Here is an 18194-nt window from a genome sequence, read left to right as displayed (position 1 = left end):
CTGTTGAACGGCAACCCCCTGTTCCGCCTGCGGCAGGCGGAGCTGGAAACGTTGAAGCCCGAAGACGAGCCTTTGGTCCGCAATCTGGCCCGAACGATCCGGCGCGGCTTTCGTGAGTTGCTGGCGGCCTTGCCGGAGAGCCGTTACCCTAAAACGCGGACCTACCTGCTGAACTTCTCGCAACAGGCCCTGGTCTTTTTTGACTACTGGCTGGACCACCAACGCTGGATCCCTTTCACCACCAACATTGCCGAGTCGGCCTTCAGCCGGGTGGTGAATCGGATCAAACGGGTCGGTCGCCGTTGGAGCGAGGCCGGGCTCCTCAACTGGCTGACGATGGCCATGCGCAAAATCTTTCACCCCACGATGTGGACAAGCTTGTGGTCTCAATATCTCCGGCTTCATCGCCGTTTACACCTTGTGTCTCTCATCTCCAACTACAGGTGGATCGATGCCATCACGTAACTTTGAAACAAGCTCCATTATTCTATGTTCCGGACCCGTGATGTCAAGGATGAATGAACTGTCTCAACCCTCCTCCGGAGTTCAGAACTTGTATGGACCGGGAAAATCAGGGGATAAACAAAAAATGGATGTGGTAGCGCTACGGGGATTCGAACCCCGGTTTGATGGCTGAGAACCACCCGTCCTAACCCCTAGACGATAGCGCCACCGGAAAAAAGTAAAATAGCAGATTTGCGGACGGGCTGTCAACGAAAATCGGCTCGGCCGCACTTAACCGCAGGCGGTGAGCCGGCCCGGCGAAAAATCACCCTCCAATACACCCCGGAGGCGCATTGACGTCCGTTTCAGTCCGGATCTAAAATTCCAAGCCCCGGCCGGCCGCAGAGGTCTTGACGAGGTCGAGGAATCGTTAAGGAGGTATTGATATGAACGTCAAAAAGCTGCGTGAAGCCGTTGAAATGCAGAAGGAAAGCCTGGGCGACGGACTGCTCGCCAGCGATATCTTTTCAAGCAATGACGGCCAATCCCTGGTGGGATACAATTCCAATCCCCAGGCCTGTGCTCTCTTCAACCGCATCACCCAAATGCTTCTCAAAGCCCTGGACGGCAGCGCTTTCCCCAAACTCACGGATTACTACATCATCAACCTCGAGGGCGGGCATATGGTCGTCGTGCTCCCGATGGGCGATTTCCAGTGGGGCATGCTGATCAACACCAACAAGGTCCAGCTCGGCCTTCTTCTCAATATCGTCATTCCGAACATGATTGAGGCCTTCGAGGCGGCGAAAAAGGGCTGAACGGCGGGCTTGACCGCACGGCCTCCGCGGCCGATAATGTCATCAAACGAGGAGGGCCTCGTCCAAGGCATATCAGGAATCGGAGCAGGATCTTAAGAGGATCCGGCTCCAGGCCCTCCTCCCTTTTTTTTATTCCCGTTTCCCCGATTGCCGATCCAACCGGACCGGCCGGCATTGACATCCCTGCAAGGCCGGAGTATATGTCCCCTGGATAAAGATGAAACTTCTGAAGATCGGGTTGTCCGGTGTGCGCGGCGTCGTCGGCGAGGCCTTGACGCCCGAGCCGGCCATGGATTTCGCCTGCGCCTTCGGCACGGCCGTGGGCCCGGGACGCATCCTCGTCGCCCGCGACACACGGTCTTCCGGACCGATGCTGCGGGCCGCCTCCGTCTCGGCGCTCGTTTCCACGGGATGCGACGTCGTCGACCTCGGCGTCTGCCCGACGCCGATTCTCCAGTTCTGGATTCCCCGGCTCAAAGCCCGGGGCGGGCTGGCCATCACGGCCGGACACAACGACGCCTCCTGGAACGCCCTGACGTTCATCAACAGGGACGGAACGTATCTCAACGAATATCAGGGCCAGGAAGTTCTCGATCTCTTTCATCTCGGGCGATTCAGTCGGGTCGCTTCGGACCGGCTGGGAACCGTCCGGACCCATGAGGATCCCCTCAGTCCTTATTTCCAAGCCCTGATGCACGTCCTCGACCGCAAGGCCATCGCAAGTGCGGGATTCAAAGTCGTGGCCGATCCCTGCAACGGGGCGGCGGCCGGGATCGTCGACCGGTTCTTTTCCGAACTCAGTTGCAAATTCGTCCCGGTCAACAACACTCCGTCAGGCTATTTCCCTCATCCCCCCGAACCGAGACCGAGAAACGCCTCCGAGACATCCTCCATCATCCGGATCGCCGCGGCCGACGCCGGCTTCCTTCTGAACAGCGACGGCAGCCGCGTCTCCCTGGTCGCCGAGGACGGCGAAACCCTCTCGGAGGAATACACGTTCCCCATCGCCGCGGACCGAATTCTGGAGCGGGACGGCGGACCCGTTGTGACGACGCTCTCGACATCGCGGATGATCGACGGCGTCGCGGCCCGCCGCAAAGTCCCTGTCGTCATGTCGAAGGTCGGACAGTCGCCCGTCATCCAGGCCATGATCGCCGAGGATGCGGCCGTGGCCGGCGAAGGCAGCGGCGGCGTCGCCGCGCGTCTTTTTCAGCCGGCTTTCGACGGGTTTTTGACGATGGGACTCGTTCTGGAGGCCATGGCCGTGAGAAAACGGAAGCTTTCGGAACTCGCCGCGGAGCTTCCCCGCTATCACATCGTCAAGGAAAAAATTTATTGCCTCCCCCACCGCATCCACTCCGTCGTGGCCCGAACCCGCGACCTTTTCCCCGAGGAAGACATCCAGTCCGGCGACGGCATTCGGGTCGAGCGCCGCGACGGTTGGATCCAGATCCGGGCCTCAGCCACGGAACCCATGATCCGCATCACGGCGGAATTCGCGACGCGGCGGCGGGCCCTCGAGGAACTGGACCGGGTGGCCGCCGAAGTCGTCCGGATGGTCTGACATGAAGAGTAAATCCTCCCTCAAGGTCGGCATCTCCGGAGTCCGGGGCATCGTGGGGGACAGCCTCTCGCCCCAGGTCGCCGCCCGATTCGCGGCCGCGTTCGGAACCTACGCCGGGCGGGCCCGGATCATTGTCGGCCGGGACGCCCGATCCTCCGGTCCCATGCTGACCGAGGCCGTCTTTTCCGCCCTCCTGGCCGCGGGCTGCCGGCCGGTCGATATCGGAATCTGCCCGATCCCGACCATCCTTCTCTATGTCAAGGAGCGCCGGGCTCTCGGCGGCGTGGCCGTCACGGCCAGCCACAATCCCGGAGAATGGAACGGCCTGAAGTTCATAAGCGGCCGGGGACTCTATCTCAATCCGGCCGAAACCGCCGAATTCCTGGATATCTACCACCAGGGCGATTTCGCTTTCGCCGGCGCCGAAGGCATCCGCACGGTCGAGCGCGAGGACGGCGCCCCTCACGCCCATCTGAGAAGACTTCTTCGGAATCTGGATGTCGAGGCCGTGCGAAAGAGAAAACTACGGGTCGTCGCCGATTGCGCGGGCGGCGCGGGCTCCGTTTTGATGCCGGCTCTCCTTGAAGAACTGGGCTGCCGGACCGTCCTGATCGACGCCGTTCCCGACGGCTCCTGTTCCCGGCCTTCGGAACCGACTCCTGAAAATTTGTCCGAACTCAGCCGAACCGTCGTCAAAAACCGGGCCGACATCGGGTTCGCCCAGGACGCCGATGCCGACCGCCTGGCCCTGGTCGACGAGAAAGGGCGGCCTATGGGCGAGGACATGACGCTCGCCCTGGCCGTCCGCCGCGTTCTCGGCGGAAAGCCGGGCCCCGTCGTCGTCAACCTCTCGGCCAGCCTGGCCATCGACGACATCGCCCGGGAGGCCGGCGTTCCCGTCTTCCGGACGAAGATCGGCGAAACCCACGTCGTCGAGGAGCTCCTGCGGCGCAAAGCCGCGATCGGCGGCGAGGGAAACGGCGGCGTCGTCTGGCCGGCCGTCCATCCCTGCCGGGACAGTTTCGCCGCCGCGGGCCTCATCCTCGAAAGCCTGGCGGCCTCGAACCGAACCGCCTCGGCGCTTCGGCGCACCATCCCCTCCTACGTCCTGGTGAAAGACAAGGTCGAGGGAACGCCCGATCAGGCCCACCGCATCCTGGCGCGGTTGAAGAAGCGGCACGGCCGCCGGGAGATCTCGACCCTCGACGGACTCAAGATCTTTTTCGGCCGAAGCTGGGTCCACGTCCGGCCGTCGAACACCGAGCCTTTCATCCGCATCACGGCCGAGGCCAAAACAAAAGCGGCGGCCGAACGACTGGTTCAGTCCTTCAAGGACGACATCCGCGAACTGTCCTGATTCATAAGCTGAATATATTTCTATTGAACAAGCGTTTATGGTTTGATAACATAAAGGAACAATCCTGGCATGAGACCTTTGCTTTTTTTCCTAGCCATATCCTGGTTTCTCCCCCCGCTTGTTTACTCCACAGAAACGGTGGAAGTTCGATTGGTTCGCCAAATTCCGCTCGATGCCGGAAACATCAGGGATATCGATCTCCTTGTTGGTCCCGACGGGCGAATCTGGACGATTAACATGGAATACGGCACTATTTCTGCATGGAATGAGCATGGAGAAATCACCGGGAAATTCAATGCCCGGAGCCGACAGGATCCCCCATTGCGCAGATTCATCGGTTTTACCTGGAGTCCTTCCGGTGAGATCGCGGTCGGTAATTTGTACGACAGATCCATTGATTTCTATTCCACGGAAGGGGACATGACGCAATCTCTGCCCACGGAGGATTTCTCCTGTTTTAAACTTTACTTTGTGGATTCCGGCGATCTTATCATCCATAGAATTCCACACGACGGATTATCCGCCCGTCAGGAACTTGCTGTTCTGGAACCCTCCTTTCGCGTCAAAACCATTATCGTCTCGCACCCATTGGCGCAAAGTGGAGCGAGGTTGGAGCCTTTCGCTCCGACCCTGAGATGGATCGCTACCCAATCGGGGAAGATCTATTGCGCACGATTTTCAGGATATCGCATCGAAATCTATGACGTCGATGGCGTTCTTCTGAATGAAATCTCTCAAGAGCATGACCCCGTAGAAATCACTCAGGATGAGAAAGATGGTTTCCTGGCAATGATGCCGCCGATGTACGAAGTCAAGTTTCCTGTACACCATCCGGCAATCATGGATATGACGGTCGATGAGCGAGGCCGACTGTATGTCAGAACCCGAAAAAAGGGACCAGCGCCTTATAGATTTCCCATAGACATTTTTGATGAATATGGCGGAAGGATCGGCTATTTCTTTATTGAGGGGAAACCCCTGTTCTGGGACAATGGAAATCTATACGCAATTACAAACGGACCGATAGGCGATCTCATACTAAATGTTTACAGATTGGACTAGCTTGGAAATATTGGCCTTCCAAAACGATCGACCAAAATTTTTGACGGGGATGTTTTCATACCGGGGATTTTATTAGTCAGGTCATCCTGATTTTCATCTCAATCAGCGTCGATTTTGAACTTGCCGATCGTATACTTGGGATCTTCATCGAGGGCCGTCTCCTCGGTCGAGTCGAGTAGGAAGTAACAATTCCCCTTAGCGTCGGAGCACAGCAGCGCATACGGGCTGGGGATCCCGGTAACAACTTTTCTTCCCTCGATCGTCCATATATCCAAGAGATACGTTTCCTCAATCCCGCGGACCAGTCCATTCGCCAATGTCATCACCACAATGTATTTCCCTTCGATGACCTGCAACTTTATGATACGCGTCCAGGATTTCGACAGCCCTGTCAGCAAGTCCACTAACTCCGTCTGGGACCGAAATGACCGTCCGCTGATGCGATTCTTGAATTCGGGTTTGACCCAATAATCCGGCGGCTCTCCGATGGTTTTCAGAAGCTTGCCGTCCGCATCAATCAGGTTGATCTCATAGGCGTGAATCTGCATTGCGTAAATGGTGTCGCCCGACAAGTCAAAGGCGAAGCGGGGATACATACTTAAGATCCAATCCGTATCAGTACCGGCTTCAAAAAAGGAGCCGAGTGCCCGGCCGTTGGCACTATACTTATAGAACCAATCGGGCATTATGCGGCCTTCCGGAGGAAGCGCGAGGACTTCTAAGAAAAGATTCCTATGAGAATCCGTCCTCATGATGGAAGGATATCCATGATTGGCCGCATGGATGAAGGACGAGACGAAGGAACCATCCTGATTGAAAATGCTTACTCTTCGGGTCTTACTGTCGGCGACATAGAGATGGCCGGCAAAATCGAGACAGGCGGCAATCGGCATCATGAACTCCCCGGGTCCCTGTCCTCGGCCTCCAATCTTCCTTATGAACTTTCCTGAAGAATCGAATTCAAAAAGACAGCCGGCTCTGGGATCTAAAAAAACAATATTACCTTCGGGCCGCACATGAATTTCCCTAAGTGCCGAAACCGATAAACCCGAAGTGTCGATAAGTATCTTATCTTGTTCTTTGAACCATTTCTTGAATATGGATTCGGATTTCAGATCTTGCGCAAAAACAAATCCTATCCCCAATCCAAATACAAGACAAAACCCCATCACAATCGCACCCTGATGCTTTTTCATCACAACCTCGTAAGAAAAAATGCCGAACTAATAATAATATAAAATTATTCAGACACGAAATCTAGATTAACGACTCCGTGTCTTCCTCAGAGCTTTGATCTTACAAGAACCCGGATGGTTCATTCCGTTGGCAACAAAACAGCCTTCAAATCCGTATATCTCAATGAGGAGACGCGAAATGAAACCATCAGCCGCCCGGATAGCCCTCATTATCATTGCGATGATATCGCCGCTCGGCGCTAAAGACAGGACCGGCCTGCCCGAACCCGAACCCGGTCAGCGCATCATTCAAGCCGTCCGGACAGACGATCCGATCGTCATCGACGGACGCCTCGAAGAGATCGTCTGGCAGCGCGAGGGAGTCAACGGCTTCACCCAGAACGACCCCAAGGACGGAGAGCCGGCCACGGAGACGACCGAGGTTTGGATCGCCTATGACGACAAGGCCGTTTATGTCGCCGCCTTCTGCCGGGATTCCGAACCCGACAGAATTCTCGGCCGGCTGGGCCGCCGCGACGTTGCCGTCGATTCGGACTGGTTCTATTTCTATGTCGATCCCTATTACGACAGGCGTTCGGGATATGCCTTCGCCGTCAATCCGTCCAATTCGATCCGGGACGCCGTCCTGTCCAACGACGTCGACCAGGATTTTTCATGGGACGGCGTCTGGGAATGGAAAGCGGCCGTTCACGACAACGGCTGGTCGGTGGAAATGAGGATTCCCTTCGACCAGCTCCGGTTTTCCAGCCGGGATGAATATGTCTGGGGGGTGAATTTCCGGCGGGTCGTCAAACGCAAGAACGAAACGGCCTCGCTCGTCTGGGTTCCCAAAAGCGAACCCGCACACGTCTCCCGATTCGCCCGTCTCGAGGGAATCGGGGACATCTCCCCAGGACGGCATCTTGAAGTTGTGCCCTATGTCACCGGCCGGAGTCAATTCCAGCCGGCCGAGCCGGGAAATCCCTTCCGGACCGGACACCGCTTTCTGGGAAACGCCGGGTTGGATCTCAAGGCCGGCCTGAAAAGCAATCTGACTCTCGACGCCACCGTCAACTCCGATTTCGGCCAGGTCGAAGTCGATCCGGCCGTCATTAATCTCACGGCCTACGAAACCTATTACCAGGAACGGCGGCCCTTCTTTATCGAGGGCGCCTCGATTTTCAACGGTTTCGGCCGCGGCGGAGTTTATATCAACGCGGGGATGAACTGGCCGAGCCCGGAGTTTTTCTACAGCCGCCGCATCGGACGCGCCCCTCAGGGATATGTCACCGGGGCCGGCCATGTCGACGTCCCGGGCCATACGACGATCCTCGGAGCGGCCAAGATCACGGGCCGTCTCGGAAGCTGGAACGTCGGGTTCATCAATGCCCTGACCGCCCGGGAATTCGCCGCCCTTGACGCCTCGGGTCTGCGTTCCAAGGAAGAAGTCGAGCCCTTGTCCTATTTCGGCGTATTTCGGGCCCAGAAGGATATCGACCGGGGCCGGCGCGGGATCGGGATCATGGCTACGGGCGTCATGCGCGACACGGCGAATACGAACCTGGCCGGCATCATGAACCAAAACGCCTTCAGCCTGGCCGTCGACGGCTGGACGTTTTTCGACGCAAACCGCAATTATGTCCTCGGCGGTTGGATCGGCGGAACGCGGGTCGAAGGCACGCCGGAAAATATCCTCCGGCTTCAGCGGTCTCCTCTTCATTATTATCAGCGGCCCGACGCCGCCCACGTCGAGCTCGATCCGTCGGCCGGGTCCCTTTCCGGTTGGGGAGGCCGCATCCAGGTCGCCAAGCAAAACGCGCCCCTGATGTGGGTCTTCGGCATCGGGGCCCTCTCTCCGGGATTCGACCCGAACGATCTCGGCTTCCAGCGCGCCGGGTCGGACATCGTCAATGTCTCTTTCCTTCCCGTATATATGTGGACCAAGCCCGGCAAGATCTTCCACATGTTTGTGGCCGGCTCGGGCGTTCTGCAAAGCTATGATTTCGGAGGTAACAAGGTCTCCGAAGCCGCCGTCGTCATTCTTCAGGGAACGTTCCGGAACTTCTGGGATTTCAACGCCGAAATCGTCGCCTTTCCCGATATGCTCAACAATCGTCTGACCCGGGGCGGCCCGATGGCCATGTCACCGGCGGGCATGCAATCCAGCTTTATGCTCTCGACCGACAGCCGCCGTCCGTTCATACTGGAGGGAGGCGGGACGCTTTCAAACAACGGACCCGACGGCCGAGGCTGGAGCGCCCAACTGGCGTTCCGCTGGAAACCGGCCTCGAATCTGAGCCTATCGATCGGACCCCGATACAACTACGACGATATGGCCACTCAATGGGTCGGACGCTTTCGGGACGACCGGATGACCGCTACCTACGGAACACGCTACGTTTTCGGCCGTATCCGCCAGCAGGTCGTCTCGACCGAGGTCCGTCTCGACTGGACCTTTACCCCCGCCTTGTCCCTTCAAGCCTATCTGCAGCCGTTTATCGGAGTCGGCGCTTATGACCGATTCAAGGAACTCGCCCGGCCTCGATCCTATGACTACAATGTGTTCGGTCAAAACGGCTCAACAATTGCCTTCGCGGACGGGATCTATACCATCGACCTCGACGGCGAAGATCCGGCGGTCGCCTTTTCGTTCCGCAATCCGGACTTCAATGTGAAATCGCTCCGGGGAACGATTGTCCTTCGCTGGGAATTCAGACCCGGTTCCCTTCTCTACTTCGTCTGGACGCAGAACCGGGCCGACTATGCCAATCCCGGGGATCTTCGGCTGCGCCGCGACATGGGCGATCTTCTGACGGCTCCCGGGGACAACATCTTCATGCTCAAAGCGTCTTATCGCTGGAACATGTGAGATCGGGCTTCAGATTCGGCAACGGCCCCACACGAAATAGCCGGAAAAATCGAGGTCAACGCATTTCCGGAAAGGGCGAATGACCTATTGATCATATCGCCGCCGATAAAAACGAGTCAAGAACAATGGTTCGGCGGGCTTGACAGGATGCGGCCGCCGAAAGAGAATGAGCAAAAGCCGAAAAGGAGAAAAGGCCATGGGAGGATTCTTCGGTGCGGCGGGCCGTCAGGACATCATCGCAGATCTCTATTACGGGACGGATTACCACTCTCATCTGGGAACCAAGCGGGGCGGACTGGCCGTTTCCGGATCGAACGGCTTCGCCCGGGCCATTCACAACATTGAGAACGCCGCTTTCCGGCCCAAGTTCGACGCCGAGATCGACCGCCTGCACGGCCGTTGCGGCATCGGCATCATCAGCGACACGGACGACCAGCCCGTCCTCATCCGCTCCCATCTGGGAGATTACGCCATCGTCACGGTGGGGGCCATCAAAAACGCCGATGAACTCGTCCACAACATCTTCCTGCCGCGCCGCCTGCATCTGGCCGAGATGAACGCCGGAGAAATCAATTCCACCGAACTGGCCGCCGCCATCATCAACCAGGAGGAGAGCTTCGAGGCCGGGATCACGGCCCTTCAGAACGTTATCGAGGGCTCGTGTTCCCTTCTGATCCTGACGCCCCGCGGGATCTATGCCGCCCGCGACAAGTACGGCCGGACTCCGGTCATTCTCGGCCGCAAGGACGGCTCCTGGGCCGTAACTCAGGAGACCTGCGCCTTCCCCAATCTTGAATACGAGATCGTCCGGGATCTCGGCCCGGGAGAAATCGTCCGGGTGACGGCCGACGGTGCCGAAACGCTTCAGGCACCGGGACCGATCGACCAGATCTGTGCGTTTTTGTGGATCTATTACGGCTACCCCGCATCGAGCTACGAAGGGACGAATGTCGAATGGGCCCGCAACCGGTGCGGCGCCGCGCTGGCCCGGCGCCACCCGGCCCCGATCGATTTCGTGGCCGGCATCCCCGACTCCGGCGTCGGACACGGCCTCGGCTACGCCGCCGAGGCCAAGGTGCCGTTCAAGCGGCCGTTCGTCAAATACACGCCGACCTGGGCTCGGAGCTTCATGCCGCAGAACCAGGACGTCCGCGACCTTGTGGCCCGGATGAAGCTCATCCCCATCCGCGAACTCGTGCTCGGACAGCGGCTGCTCTTCTGCGAGGATTCCATTGTCCGCGGCACCCAGCTCAAAGACACCTTGCAACGCCTCTACGACGTCGGAGCTCGGGAAATCCACATGCGGCCGGCCTGTCCTCCTCTTCTCTACGGCTGCAAGTTCCTGAATTTTTCGATTTCGCGTTCGGAATTCGACCTGGCCGCCCGCCGGGCCGTGCGCGAAATCGAGGGCGACCGGCCCGTCGACCTTGAACCCTACGCCCGGCCGGGGACGGACCGTTACACGGCCATGGAGGAACGCATCCGGCAGCGTCTCAACCTGACGTCCCTGAAGTATCAGCACATGGAGGACATGATCGAGGCGCTCGGGCGAAAAAAGGACGACGTCTGCACCTTCTGCTGGGACGGGGTCGAGATCCGCAGCCCGGCTCTGCCTTTTCCTTCGATCTGAGTCAGGGCAAACCCTGGACCTGGGCAGGCCGCCTTATTCCAATTCCTCCTCCGGGCCGCTTGTCTTTTTCGAGGCTTGGTGGAGTGGAAGCTTAGTCCTGCCGTATCCCCATGTCAAGATAAAAGGGGTCCGTTGAGTTTTGCGCGGGAACCGCTACAATAGAAGAGTCAGGAGGAGTCATGCGCCGCATCGCCGTAACCCTCGCGGGAACCATCGCTTTATCACTAATCCAACCCCTTGGTGGCCAATTTCGTTCCGAGCAAGCCCGGTTCCAACCCGAGCGGACATCCGAACTCCGCACGCTTTGGACCCTGCAGTCCTCGGAAAAAGCCGGGGCCTCGGGCGAGGAAATTTCCAAGCCCGATTTTCTGATCCGGGGATGGATTCCGGCCGAAGTACCCTCAACCGTCCTTGGGACGCTTGTCGAGGCCGGCATCCAGCGGGATATCTTTACAGGCAGAAATCTCGAAACCGTCCCCGAAGAGCCGTTCAAATCATCCTGGTGGTACAGGCGGGAATTCGCCGTCGGCGGCGGGCCGGGAGCGAAAAGAGTGTTCCTGGAGTTCGACGGCATCAATTATCGCGCCGATATCTGGCTGAACGGCAAACTCGTGGCCGGAAAGGACGAGGTCTTCGGGCCGTTCCGCCGCTTTTCCTTCGACGTCACCGAGATCGCCCGCCCCGAAGGCATGAACATTTTGGCCGTCGAAGTCTTCCCGCCGCAACCGGGCGACTTCACCATCGGGTTCGCCGACTGGAATCCGCCCCCTCCCGACCGCAGCATGGGGCTCTGGCGCCCGGTGCGTGTGCGGACGAGCGGCGACGTCTCGCTCCGATTCCCGGTCGTTCGGAGCCGCGTGAACCTGGAGACGCGGGGTGAAGCGCGGCTGACCGTCCAGGCCGAACTGAGAAATCATGGGACGGAAACCATCAACGGAGTTCTTGAAGGACGGATCGAAAACGCTCGCTTCAGCCGGAAGGTCGCAATCCCCGCCGGAGACACTCTGACCGTGGAGTTCGCACCCGAGAATCATCCTGAGCTCGTGATCCGCAAACCGCGACTGTGGTGGACCCACGACATGGGAGGACCCGAGCTTTATCGTCTGGATCTTGTTTTTCGGGCGGGCGAAGGAATCTCCGACGGAGCCTCCGTCATCTTCGGTATCCGGGAGGTTTCATCGCGACTCAACGCCGAAGGGCACCGCATCTTCGAACTCAACGGCAAGCCCTTTTTCGTCCGAGGGGCCGGCTGGACGGACGACATGCTGCTCAACGTCCGCGGCTCAAAGCTGGAATCGGAGATCCTCTACGTGCGCCACATGAACCTGAACACGATCCGGCTCGAGGGATTCTGGGGAACAGGTTCCGAACTCTACGATCTCTGCGACCGCGCCGGCGTCATGATCATGGCCGGCTGGAGCTGCCAGTGGGAGTGGTCGGGTCTTCTGGGAAAAGCCACCGACAAGCACGGCGGCATCCGCACCGAGGACGACATCCGGCTGGCCGTCGAATCGTGGCGGGACCAGATCCGCTGGTTGAGAAACCATCCCGCCGTTCTCGTCTGGCTCATGGGCAGCGATCTCGCCCCGAGGCCGGAACTGGAGCGGCGATATCTGGAGGTTCTCGATGCGGACGATCCGGGACGCCCCCGGCTTCTCTCCGCCTCGGCCAGAGAAAGCGAATTGTCCGGAAAAACCGGAGTCAAAATGAACGGGCCCTACGATTATGTTCCGCCGGTCTACTGGTATGCCGACAAGAAAAACGGCGGGGCGTTCGGCTTCAACACCGAGTCGGGTCCGGGACCGCAGGTCCCTCCGCTCGAAAGCCTGAAACGGATGTTCCCGGGAGAGGATCTCTGGCCGATCAATGAAACCTGGCTCTTTCATGCGGCCCGCGGCAAGTTCCGGAACCTCGACCGTTATCTCGAAGCCATGGACAGGCGGCTCGGACAGGCCCGGGACGTCCGGGATTTCGCGGTCAAGGCCCAGTTCCTGAACTACGAGGGCGTGAGGGCGATGTTCGAAGCCTTTACGGCCGGACGCCCGAAGGCGACGGGCCTCATCCACTGGATGCTGAATTCGGCCTGGCCGAGCCTCTGGTGGCAGCTCTACGATTATGATCTGATGCCGACGGGTGCCCTTTACGGAGCGAGAAAAGCCAACACTCCGATCCATATTCTCTACGATTACGCGACCCGCGAGGTCAAAGCCGTCAACACGACCGCGGAGCCGGCCCAGGGGCTTCGGGCGACGGCGGCGGTCTATTCGAAGGAGATGGCCCGTCTTCAGGCCGTCGAAAGCCCGATCGATCTCGCCGCGGGCGAGATCCGGACACTCGGTGTTCTGCCCGAACCCGCGGATATCACCGGCCTCTATTTTATCGATCTCAGGCTTCTGGGAAGGAAAAATGCGCTCGTGAGCGCGAATTTCTACTGCCTTTCGACCGTGCCCGACGTTCTGGGCGAAGCCGGAACCACTCATCTTGTCACGCCCATGAAAGGATTCGCCGATCTGACGGCGCTCGCCGATCTTCTCCAGGTCCGGTTGAAAGTCCGGGAGCGCTTTACGACCCAGGCCGGTCTCATGAAAGTCGCGGTCGAACTCGAAAACCCCTCGCCCCATGTCGCTCTTCATGTCGAACTCACCGTCCTCCGTGAGGAATCCGAAGAGCCGGTTCTGCCTATCCTTTGGGAGGACAACTATTTCACGCTTCTTCCGGGCGAGTCGCGGCGTGTCGAAGCCGGAATGCGCGTGGACGACCTGCGGGGCGAGCGGCCGCGGCTTCGGGTCGGCGGCTGGAACGTCCGCTGAGAGGAGATTTGTCCATGAAAGCGATCGCGGAGATCCAGGTCATTCCCATCGGCGCGGGCGTTTCCGTCCGCAAGGAAGTCCGCCGGGCCCACGAGCTGATCGTCGCATCGGGGCTGACGGTCGAGGCCCACGCCTACGGGACCAACGTGGAGGGCGAATTGGCGGCGATTCTGGACGCGGTCCGACACGTTCACGAAACGCTGCACGCCGAAGGCGTCGTTCGCCTGTCCACGGCGATCAAGCTGGGCACGCGGACGGATAAAGAGCCCAGTCTCGGAGCCAAGCGGCTGTAGGCCGCGATATCAATAAAGACGTCACGGCCGTCCGATGACGCCGTCAGTCGCGGTTTTTTCCTGAGACCTCGCGATCAGCGGGCGACGATTTCGACCCGCCGATTCATCGCCCGGCCTTCTTCGGAGGCGTTGCTCCGGACCGGCGAGACGGGACCGACGCCGTAAGGTTTGAGCTGATCGGCCCCGACACCGAAATCGGAAACGAGTTTCGCGACAACGGCTTTGGCCCTGTCGGTCGAGAGGGCGATGTTCATATCAAAGTCGCCGGTATTGTCCGTGTGGCCGACGACCAGAACCCTCCGGGTCTTGTCCGCTTTGAGGTATTCGGCAATGGCCTTAAGGGCCGGGGCCGATTCAGCCTTGACCTCGGCCTTCCCCGTGTCGAAAAGAATGTCGTAGATGGCGATCCGGCCCTGCTCGGCCAAGCCCTCACCAATAGCCACAGCCGTCACCATCCCCATGTCCATGGGCTCCGCCTCGAGGGTGACCAGCTCATAAAACGTGCGGGTATGCTCGCTCGCGGCCCAGGCACCCGGTCCGGCGGCGACGACGACATAGATATCCTTATCGCCTGCGGAGATTTTTCCCGCCAGGTATTCGGTGATTTCGCCGGGGAACGCCGTATGCGTGAAATGGGATGTTGACAGACCGCGTTCCAAGCGGTTTTTTCCGAAGACATCCTTGAATTTCAACCCATCGATCTCAAGGGACTTGGGATCCCTCGAAACAAAGAAAATCGCTCCTCCGAGGTCCTTGATGGCTTTTTCGTAGTTTCTGATGATCTCGAGCGGAGACCGTCCTTCCGGAGCCCGGCAGAATTGCCGCCGAAGGATGCCCTCGACGGTCCGGACGGTGGATTCATCGGCGATGAATGCAAATTCTTCGAAACCGATCTTGTCGTCATACCGGATGTCGCTGCCTTTGTAGATCAGGATGATCTCTTCGGCATCCTGAGCCGGCGCCGGCAGGGATACGCCGAAAATCAGCGCCGTCATCAGGGCGACTTGTAATTTCCTCATAAATATCCTCCTTTGAATAATATATTTTCAGCTTATCGTCCGAAATCGTTGTTGTCAAATCCGGGTGAATTTGCTCTAACCGTCGTGGATCGATAAGACAGGGGTCGGCAAGTCATGGCCGGCGCAGTCTTTCATCGATCCTCAGCAATTGGCCGGTGGGATTTTTTTGTTTATAATCTCCAGAGACAACAGACCGGCGAAAAAGGAGGCCGAGATGGAAGACGGCGTCTTCAGGCTTTACGATCTTCACGTGGAGACAATTCCTCATCCGGAGGGAAAGCCGTTCGTGTGCAACCACCCGGCCGGATCCTTTTTCGAGGTCCGGGGGGAAAACATCCATTTTCCGGACGGGCAGCCTTTTCCCCTCTATTGTCTGGCGGCTCTGTTGCCTCTTCTCCCGGCCAAACAGAGGGAAACCCATCCCTGCGACTGGATGACGACGGACGCCGTCGTCGCCTGCCCCGACCCCCATTGCGGAGGACGTTTTCAAATCACCCGGACGGGAACGCGGGAGTTCCGGCATGCCGACGTCACCCGGATCCCGCTGCGGAGGAAAAGGCAATCATGATACATGACATGAGTTGTGCGTCACGAAAGTTCCTGGATATGGTTCCCATTATGGAAGACGCACCGCCGCTGAGGATATGAAGGGGGCGGCCGTGGGAAAGAAACTCATGAAATGCACCGACCTTGCTCCGGGATATTCGATTTCCCGGGTGATCAAGGGCGGTTGGCAACTGGCCGGAGGACACGGGCAGGTGGATCAGGCGCAGGCGCTCGAAGACATGCGCCGCTTCGTCGAGGCCGGCATGACGACCTTCGACTGCGCCGACATCTACACCGGCGTCGAGGAACTCATCGGCTGTTTCCTCAAGGATTATCGGGCCGCCTTCCTGTCCGGGAACCTGCCGGCCGTTCAGGTTCACACCAAGTATGTCCCCGACCTTTCCGAACTCTCCAAACTGACGTCGGGCCACATCGAGGAGACGATCGACCGTTCTCTCCGTCGCCTGGGAGTCGAGCGGCTTGACCTCGTGCAGTTCCATTGGTGGGATTTCGAGGTCAAGGGGTATGTGGAGGCGGCCATGCGCCTGAACGATCTTCGTGTCGCGGGCAAAATCCGCCACATCGGCCTCACGAATTTCGATGCCGCGCATCTCCGTGAGATACTTGATGCCGGGGTCCCCATTATTTCGAATCAGGTCCAGTACTCCGTGCTCGACAATCGCCCCGGGGCCGACCTGGCCGGAATGAAGGAAGAAAGGGGCGTCAAGCTTCTGGCCTATGGAACGGCGGCCGGGGGTCTTCTGTCCGAACGCTGGCTGGGCAAGCCGGATCCGTGTCGGGGACCTTTCGAGAACCGGTCCCTTGTCAAATACCGGCTCATCATCGAAGAGTGGGGAGGGTGGACTCTCTTCCAGGAGCTTCTCACCGTGCTGAAACGCATCGGCGAACGATACGGCGCGGGTATCGCGGACGTCGCCATCCGGTTAATAATGCAGAAACCCGCGGCCGCCGCCGTCATCGTCGGCGCAAGGGACAGCCGCCATCTCGACCGCCTGCGGCGGCTGGAATCCTTCGATCTTGACGATGAAGACAAGGCCGCAATCTCTCTCGTCCTGTCGCAAGCCAAGGGGCCGAAAGGCCCGGTTTACGCTCTCGAAAGAGACCGCGAAGGGCCTCACGGACGTATCATGAGATACAACCTCAACCACGGGGAAAACGCGTGAGCGCGACCGGGGAGGCTGCGGCCGGACCTGTCGTCCGGTTTGTCGGAGGAGTGGCGGGGGCGCTTTTTCCCTTTATCCTGTTCGTCGCCGGGGTCGTCACGGTGGCCCTTTCCGGCGCTCCGGACGAGCGGGGCTTCTGGCCCATCCTGATCCTTTCGCTCACCGTGGGACTTCTTCTGGCCAGGGAAAAACGGGCGTACTGCGAGACGGTCATCCGCGGCATGGCCCAGCCCATCGTCATGATCATGATCACCGCCTGGATGCTGGCTTCGTCCGTCGGTGTTCTGATGAGTGACACGGGCCTTGTCGAAGGGCTGGTCTGGGCCGCGGGGCAACTGAGGCTTGAGGGCGCGGCCTTCGCCGCTGCGGCCTTTCTGATCTGCGGCGCCGTTTCCGTGGCCACGGGGACGAGCTTCGGAACCATTCTGATCTGCGGTCCGATTCTTTTTCCGGCGGGTGGTCTGGCCGGCGCTTCCCCCGCCGTCCTGGCCGGAGCTATCCTGGCGGGCGCCACGTTCGGCGACAGCATCGCGCCTATTTCCGACACGACGATCGCCGCGGCCTTGAGCCAGAATGCGGATATCGGCAAGACCGTGCGCAGGCGTTTACGGTATGTTCTTCCGGCCGGGGCGGTCGCTCTCATCGCCTATGCCCTGATTCCGGGCGGGGGTGCGGAGGGACTTCGGTCGGCTGCACCCGTCGAGGGATCGCCGGCGGGGCTGCCGATGATTCTTGTTCCGGTGCTGATCATTGTTCTTCTGCTCCGCGGAAGACATCTGCTCGAGGGTCTTCTGATCGGGTTACTCTCGGGAACAGTCCTGGGACTGATCCTGGGCCGTCTTGCACCCGGCCGGCTCCTGACTCTGGACGCAGCGGAATTTTCGGCGGGGAGTTTCATCATCGACGGCATTAACCGGGCCGTCGGGATCAGTTTCTTCACCATCCTGCTGATGGGTCTCGTTGCGGCCGTCGAAGCCGGAGGGCCGCTCCGCCTTCTGGTCGACGCCGCGGCGGCCAGGAGCCGGACCCTGCGATCGACGGAATCATGGATCGTCGGGGCCGTGAGCGCGGCCGTGCTCGTCACCTGTCACAGCATCGTCGCGGTCCTGACCGTGGGACCGTTCGCCCGCAGGATCGGAGAAAGCATGGGCATCTCCCCCACACGCAGGGCCAACCTCCTCAGTCTTTCCGTATCGACGTATCCTTTTCTGCTCCCTTATTTTATTCCCGTCATCCTGACGGCCAACGCCACCCGGTCCGGAGCCCCTTTTGGAATCGAGGCCGTCAGCCCGCTTCAGACCGGGCTGTTCAATATCTACAGTTGGGCGCTCCTGGCCGTTCTGGCCGCGGCTCTTTTCCTGGGCTACGGCCGAGCCCGCGACCGCTGATTTCGAACTCCATCATTTCTTTTTCGAGCTTTTAA

At 59.4% G+C, this 18194-nt stretch carries 14 protein-coding genes and 1 tRNA gene; 12 read left to right on the top strand and 3 right to left on the bottom strand.

Going from position 1 to position 18194, the window contains the following annotated elements:
• Positions 1–465, top strand: a 465-nt coding sequence (locus tag SCM96_08510; protein ID MDW7760665.1) for a hypothetical protein, incomplete at its 5' end; no start/stop codon positions are given.
• Positions 466–596: 131 nt separating this feature from the next.
• Here the strand turns inward: SCM96_08510 and SCM96_08505 are convergent.
• Positions 597–671: transfer RNA gene (locus SCM96_08505), tRNA-Glu, on the bottom strand.
• 219 nt (positions 672–890) lie between these two features.
• On the opposite strand from SCM96_08505, the gene SCM96_08500 reads away from it, so the two are divergent.
• The 4 genes from SCM96_08500 (at position 891) to SCM96_08485 (ending at position 5245) form a co-directional block, all read left to right on the top strand.
• On the top strand, positions 891–1262 hold the full coding sequence (locus tag SCM96_08500) for a hypothetical protein (GenBank protein MDW7760664.1): 372 nt from the start codon (positions 891–893) through the stop codon (positions 1260–1262).
• Positions 1263–1479: 217 nt separating this feature from the next.
• Positions 1480–2826, top strand: a complete 1347-nt coding sequence (locus SCM96_08495; GenBank protein MDW7760663.1) for a phosphoglucosamine mutase — start codon at positions 1480–1482, stop codon at positions 2824–2826.
• 1 nt (position 2827) lies between these two features.
• A complete protein-coding gene (gene glmM / locus SCM96_08490; GenBank protein MDW7760662.1) occupies positions 2828–4183 on the top strand; it encodes a phosphoglucosamine mutase in 1356 nt (451 codons plus the stop codon).
• A gap of 69 nt (positions 4184–4252) precedes the next feature.
• Positions 4253–5245: a hypothetical protein gene (locus SCM96_08485; protein MDW7760661.1), complete on the top strand. Its 993-nt coding sequence runs from the start codon at positions 4253–4255 to the stop codon at positions 5243–5245.
• Between the two features lie 98 nt (positions 5246–5343).
• Here SCM96_08485 and SCM96_08480 read toward each other — a convergent pair whose 3' ends face one another.
• A complete protein-coding gene (locus SCM96_08480) occupies positions 5344–6441 on the bottom strand; it encodes a 6-bladed beta-propeller (protein MDW7760660.1) in 1098 nt (365 codons plus the stop codon).
• A 178-nt stretch (positions 6442–6619) separates the two neighbouring features.
• Between SCM96_08480 and SCM96_08475 the strand changes: the two genes are divergently transcribed.
• The 4 genes from SCM96_08475 (at position 6620) to SCM96_08460 (ending at position 14022) form a co-directional block, all read left to right on the top strand.
• Entirely contained in the window at positions 6620–9289 is a 2670-nt protein-coding gene (locus SCM96_08475) for a DUF5916 domain-containing protein (protein MDW7760659.1), read from the top strand.
• Positions 9290–9485: 196 nt separating this feature from the next.
• The gene (locus SCM96_08470) at positions 9486–10919 is read left to right on the top strand and encodes an amidophosphoribosyltransferase (protein ID MDW7760658.1); all 1434 of its coding nucleotides are present in this window, start codon (positions 9486–9488) and stop codon (positions 10917–10919) included.
• A 179-nt stretch (positions 10920–11098) separates the two neighbouring features.
• A complete protein-coding gene (locus tag SCM96_08465; GenBank protein ID MDW7760657.1) occupies positions 11099–13729 on the top strand; it encodes a glycoside hydrolase family 2 TIM barrel-domain containing protein in 2631 nt (876 codons plus the stop codon).
• 14 nt (positions 13730–13743) lie between these two features.
• Entirely contained in the window at positions 13744–14022 is a 279-nt protein-coding gene (locus SCM96_08460; GenBank protein ID MDW7760656.1) for an MTH1187 family thiamine-binding protein, read from the top strand.
• 74 nt (positions 14023–14096) lie between these two features.
• On the opposite strand, the gene SCM96_08455 is transcribed toward SCM96_08460, so the two are convergent.
• Positions 14097–15041, bottom strand: a complete 945-nt coding sequence (locus SCM96_08455) for an OmpA family protein (protein ID MDW7760655.1) — start codon at positions 15039–15041, stop codon at positions 14097–14099.
• 214 nt (positions 15042–15255) lie between these two features.
• On the opposite strand from SCM96_08455, the gene SCM96_08450 reads away from it, so the two are divergent.
• The 3 genes from SCM96_08450 to SCM96_08440 all read left to right on the top strand — a co-directional run bounded on the left by SCM96_08450 (position 15256) and on the right by SCM96_08440 (position 18159).
• The gene (locus SCM96_08450; protein ID MDW7760654.1) at positions 15256–15609 is read left to right on the top strand and encodes a TIGR04076 family protein; all 354 of its coding nucleotides are present in this window, start codon (positions 15256–15258) and stop codon (positions 15607–15609) included.
• 91 nt (positions 15610–15700) lie between these two features.
• Entirely contained in the window at positions 15701–16771 is a 1071-nt protein-coding gene (locus SCM96_08445) for an aldo/keto reductase (protein ID MDW7760653.1), read from the top strand.
• Positions 16768–18159 carry a Na+/H+ antiporter NhaC family protein gene (locus SCM96_08440; protein MDW7760652.1) on the top strand — a complete coding sequence of 464 codons (1392 nt, stop codon included), beginning with the start codon at positions 16768–16770 and terminating at the stop codon, positions 18157–18159. Before SCM96_08445 ends, SCM96_08440 begins: the two co-directional genes overlap by 4 nt.
• Positions 18160–18194: the final 35 nt, after the last annotated feature.

The sequence above is a fragment of the Acidobacteriota bacterium genome, assembly GCA_033549365.1.
Taxonomy (GTDB): Bacteria; Acidobacteriota; Aminicenantia; order Aminicenantales; family Saccharicenantaceae; genus JAWSUF01.
This window is presented reverse-complemented; position numbering and strand designations above follow the sequence as displayed.

Excerpts from the sequence above, each read along its gene's own strand:
- SCM96_08500 (MDW7760664.1), top strand. The coding sequence starts at position 891 with ATGAACGTCAAAAAGCTGCGTGAAGCCGTTGAAATGCAGAAGGAAAGC.
- SCM96_08495 (MDW7760663.1), top strand. The coding sequence starts at position 1,480 with ATGAAACTTCTGAAGATCGGGTTGTCCGGTGTGCGCGGCGTCGTCGGC.
- glmM (MDW7760662.1), top strand. The coding sequence starts at position 2,828 with ATGAAGAGTAAATCCTCCCTCAAGGTCGGCATCTCCGGAGTCCGGGGC.
- SCM96_08485 (MDW7760661.1), top strand. The coding sequence starts at position 4,253 with ATGAGACCTTTGCTTTTTTTCCTAGCCATATCCTGGTTTCTCCCCCCG.
- SCM96_08480 (MDW7760660.1), bottom strand. The coding sequence starts at position 6,441 with ATGAAAAAGCATCAGGGTGCGATTGTGATGGGGTTTTGTCTTGTATTT.
- SCM96_08475 (MDW7760659.1), top strand. The coding sequence starts at position 6,620 with ATGAAACCATCAGCCGCCCGGATAGCCCTCATTATCATTGCGATGATA.
- SCM96_08470 (MDW7760658.1), top strand. The coding sequence starts at position 9,486 with ATGGGAGGATTCTTCGGTGCGGCGGGCCGTCAGGACATCATCGCAGAT.
- SCM96_08465 (MDW7760657.1), top strand. The coding sequence starts at position 11,099 with ATGCGCCGCATCGCCGTAACCCTCGCGGGAACCATCGCTTTATCACTA.
- SCM96_08460 (MDW7760656.1), top strand. The coding sequence starts at position 13,744 with ATGAAAGCGATCGCGGAGATCCAGGTCATTCCCATCGGCGCGGGCGTT.
- SCM96_08455 (MDW7760655.1), bottom strand. The coding sequence starts at position 15,041 with ATGAGGAAATTACAAGTCGCCCTGATGACGGCGCTGATTTTCGGCGTA.
- SCM96_08450 (MDW7760654.1), top strand. The coding sequence starts at position 15,256 with ATGGAAGACGGCGTCTTCAGGCTTTACGATCTTCACGTGGAGACAATT.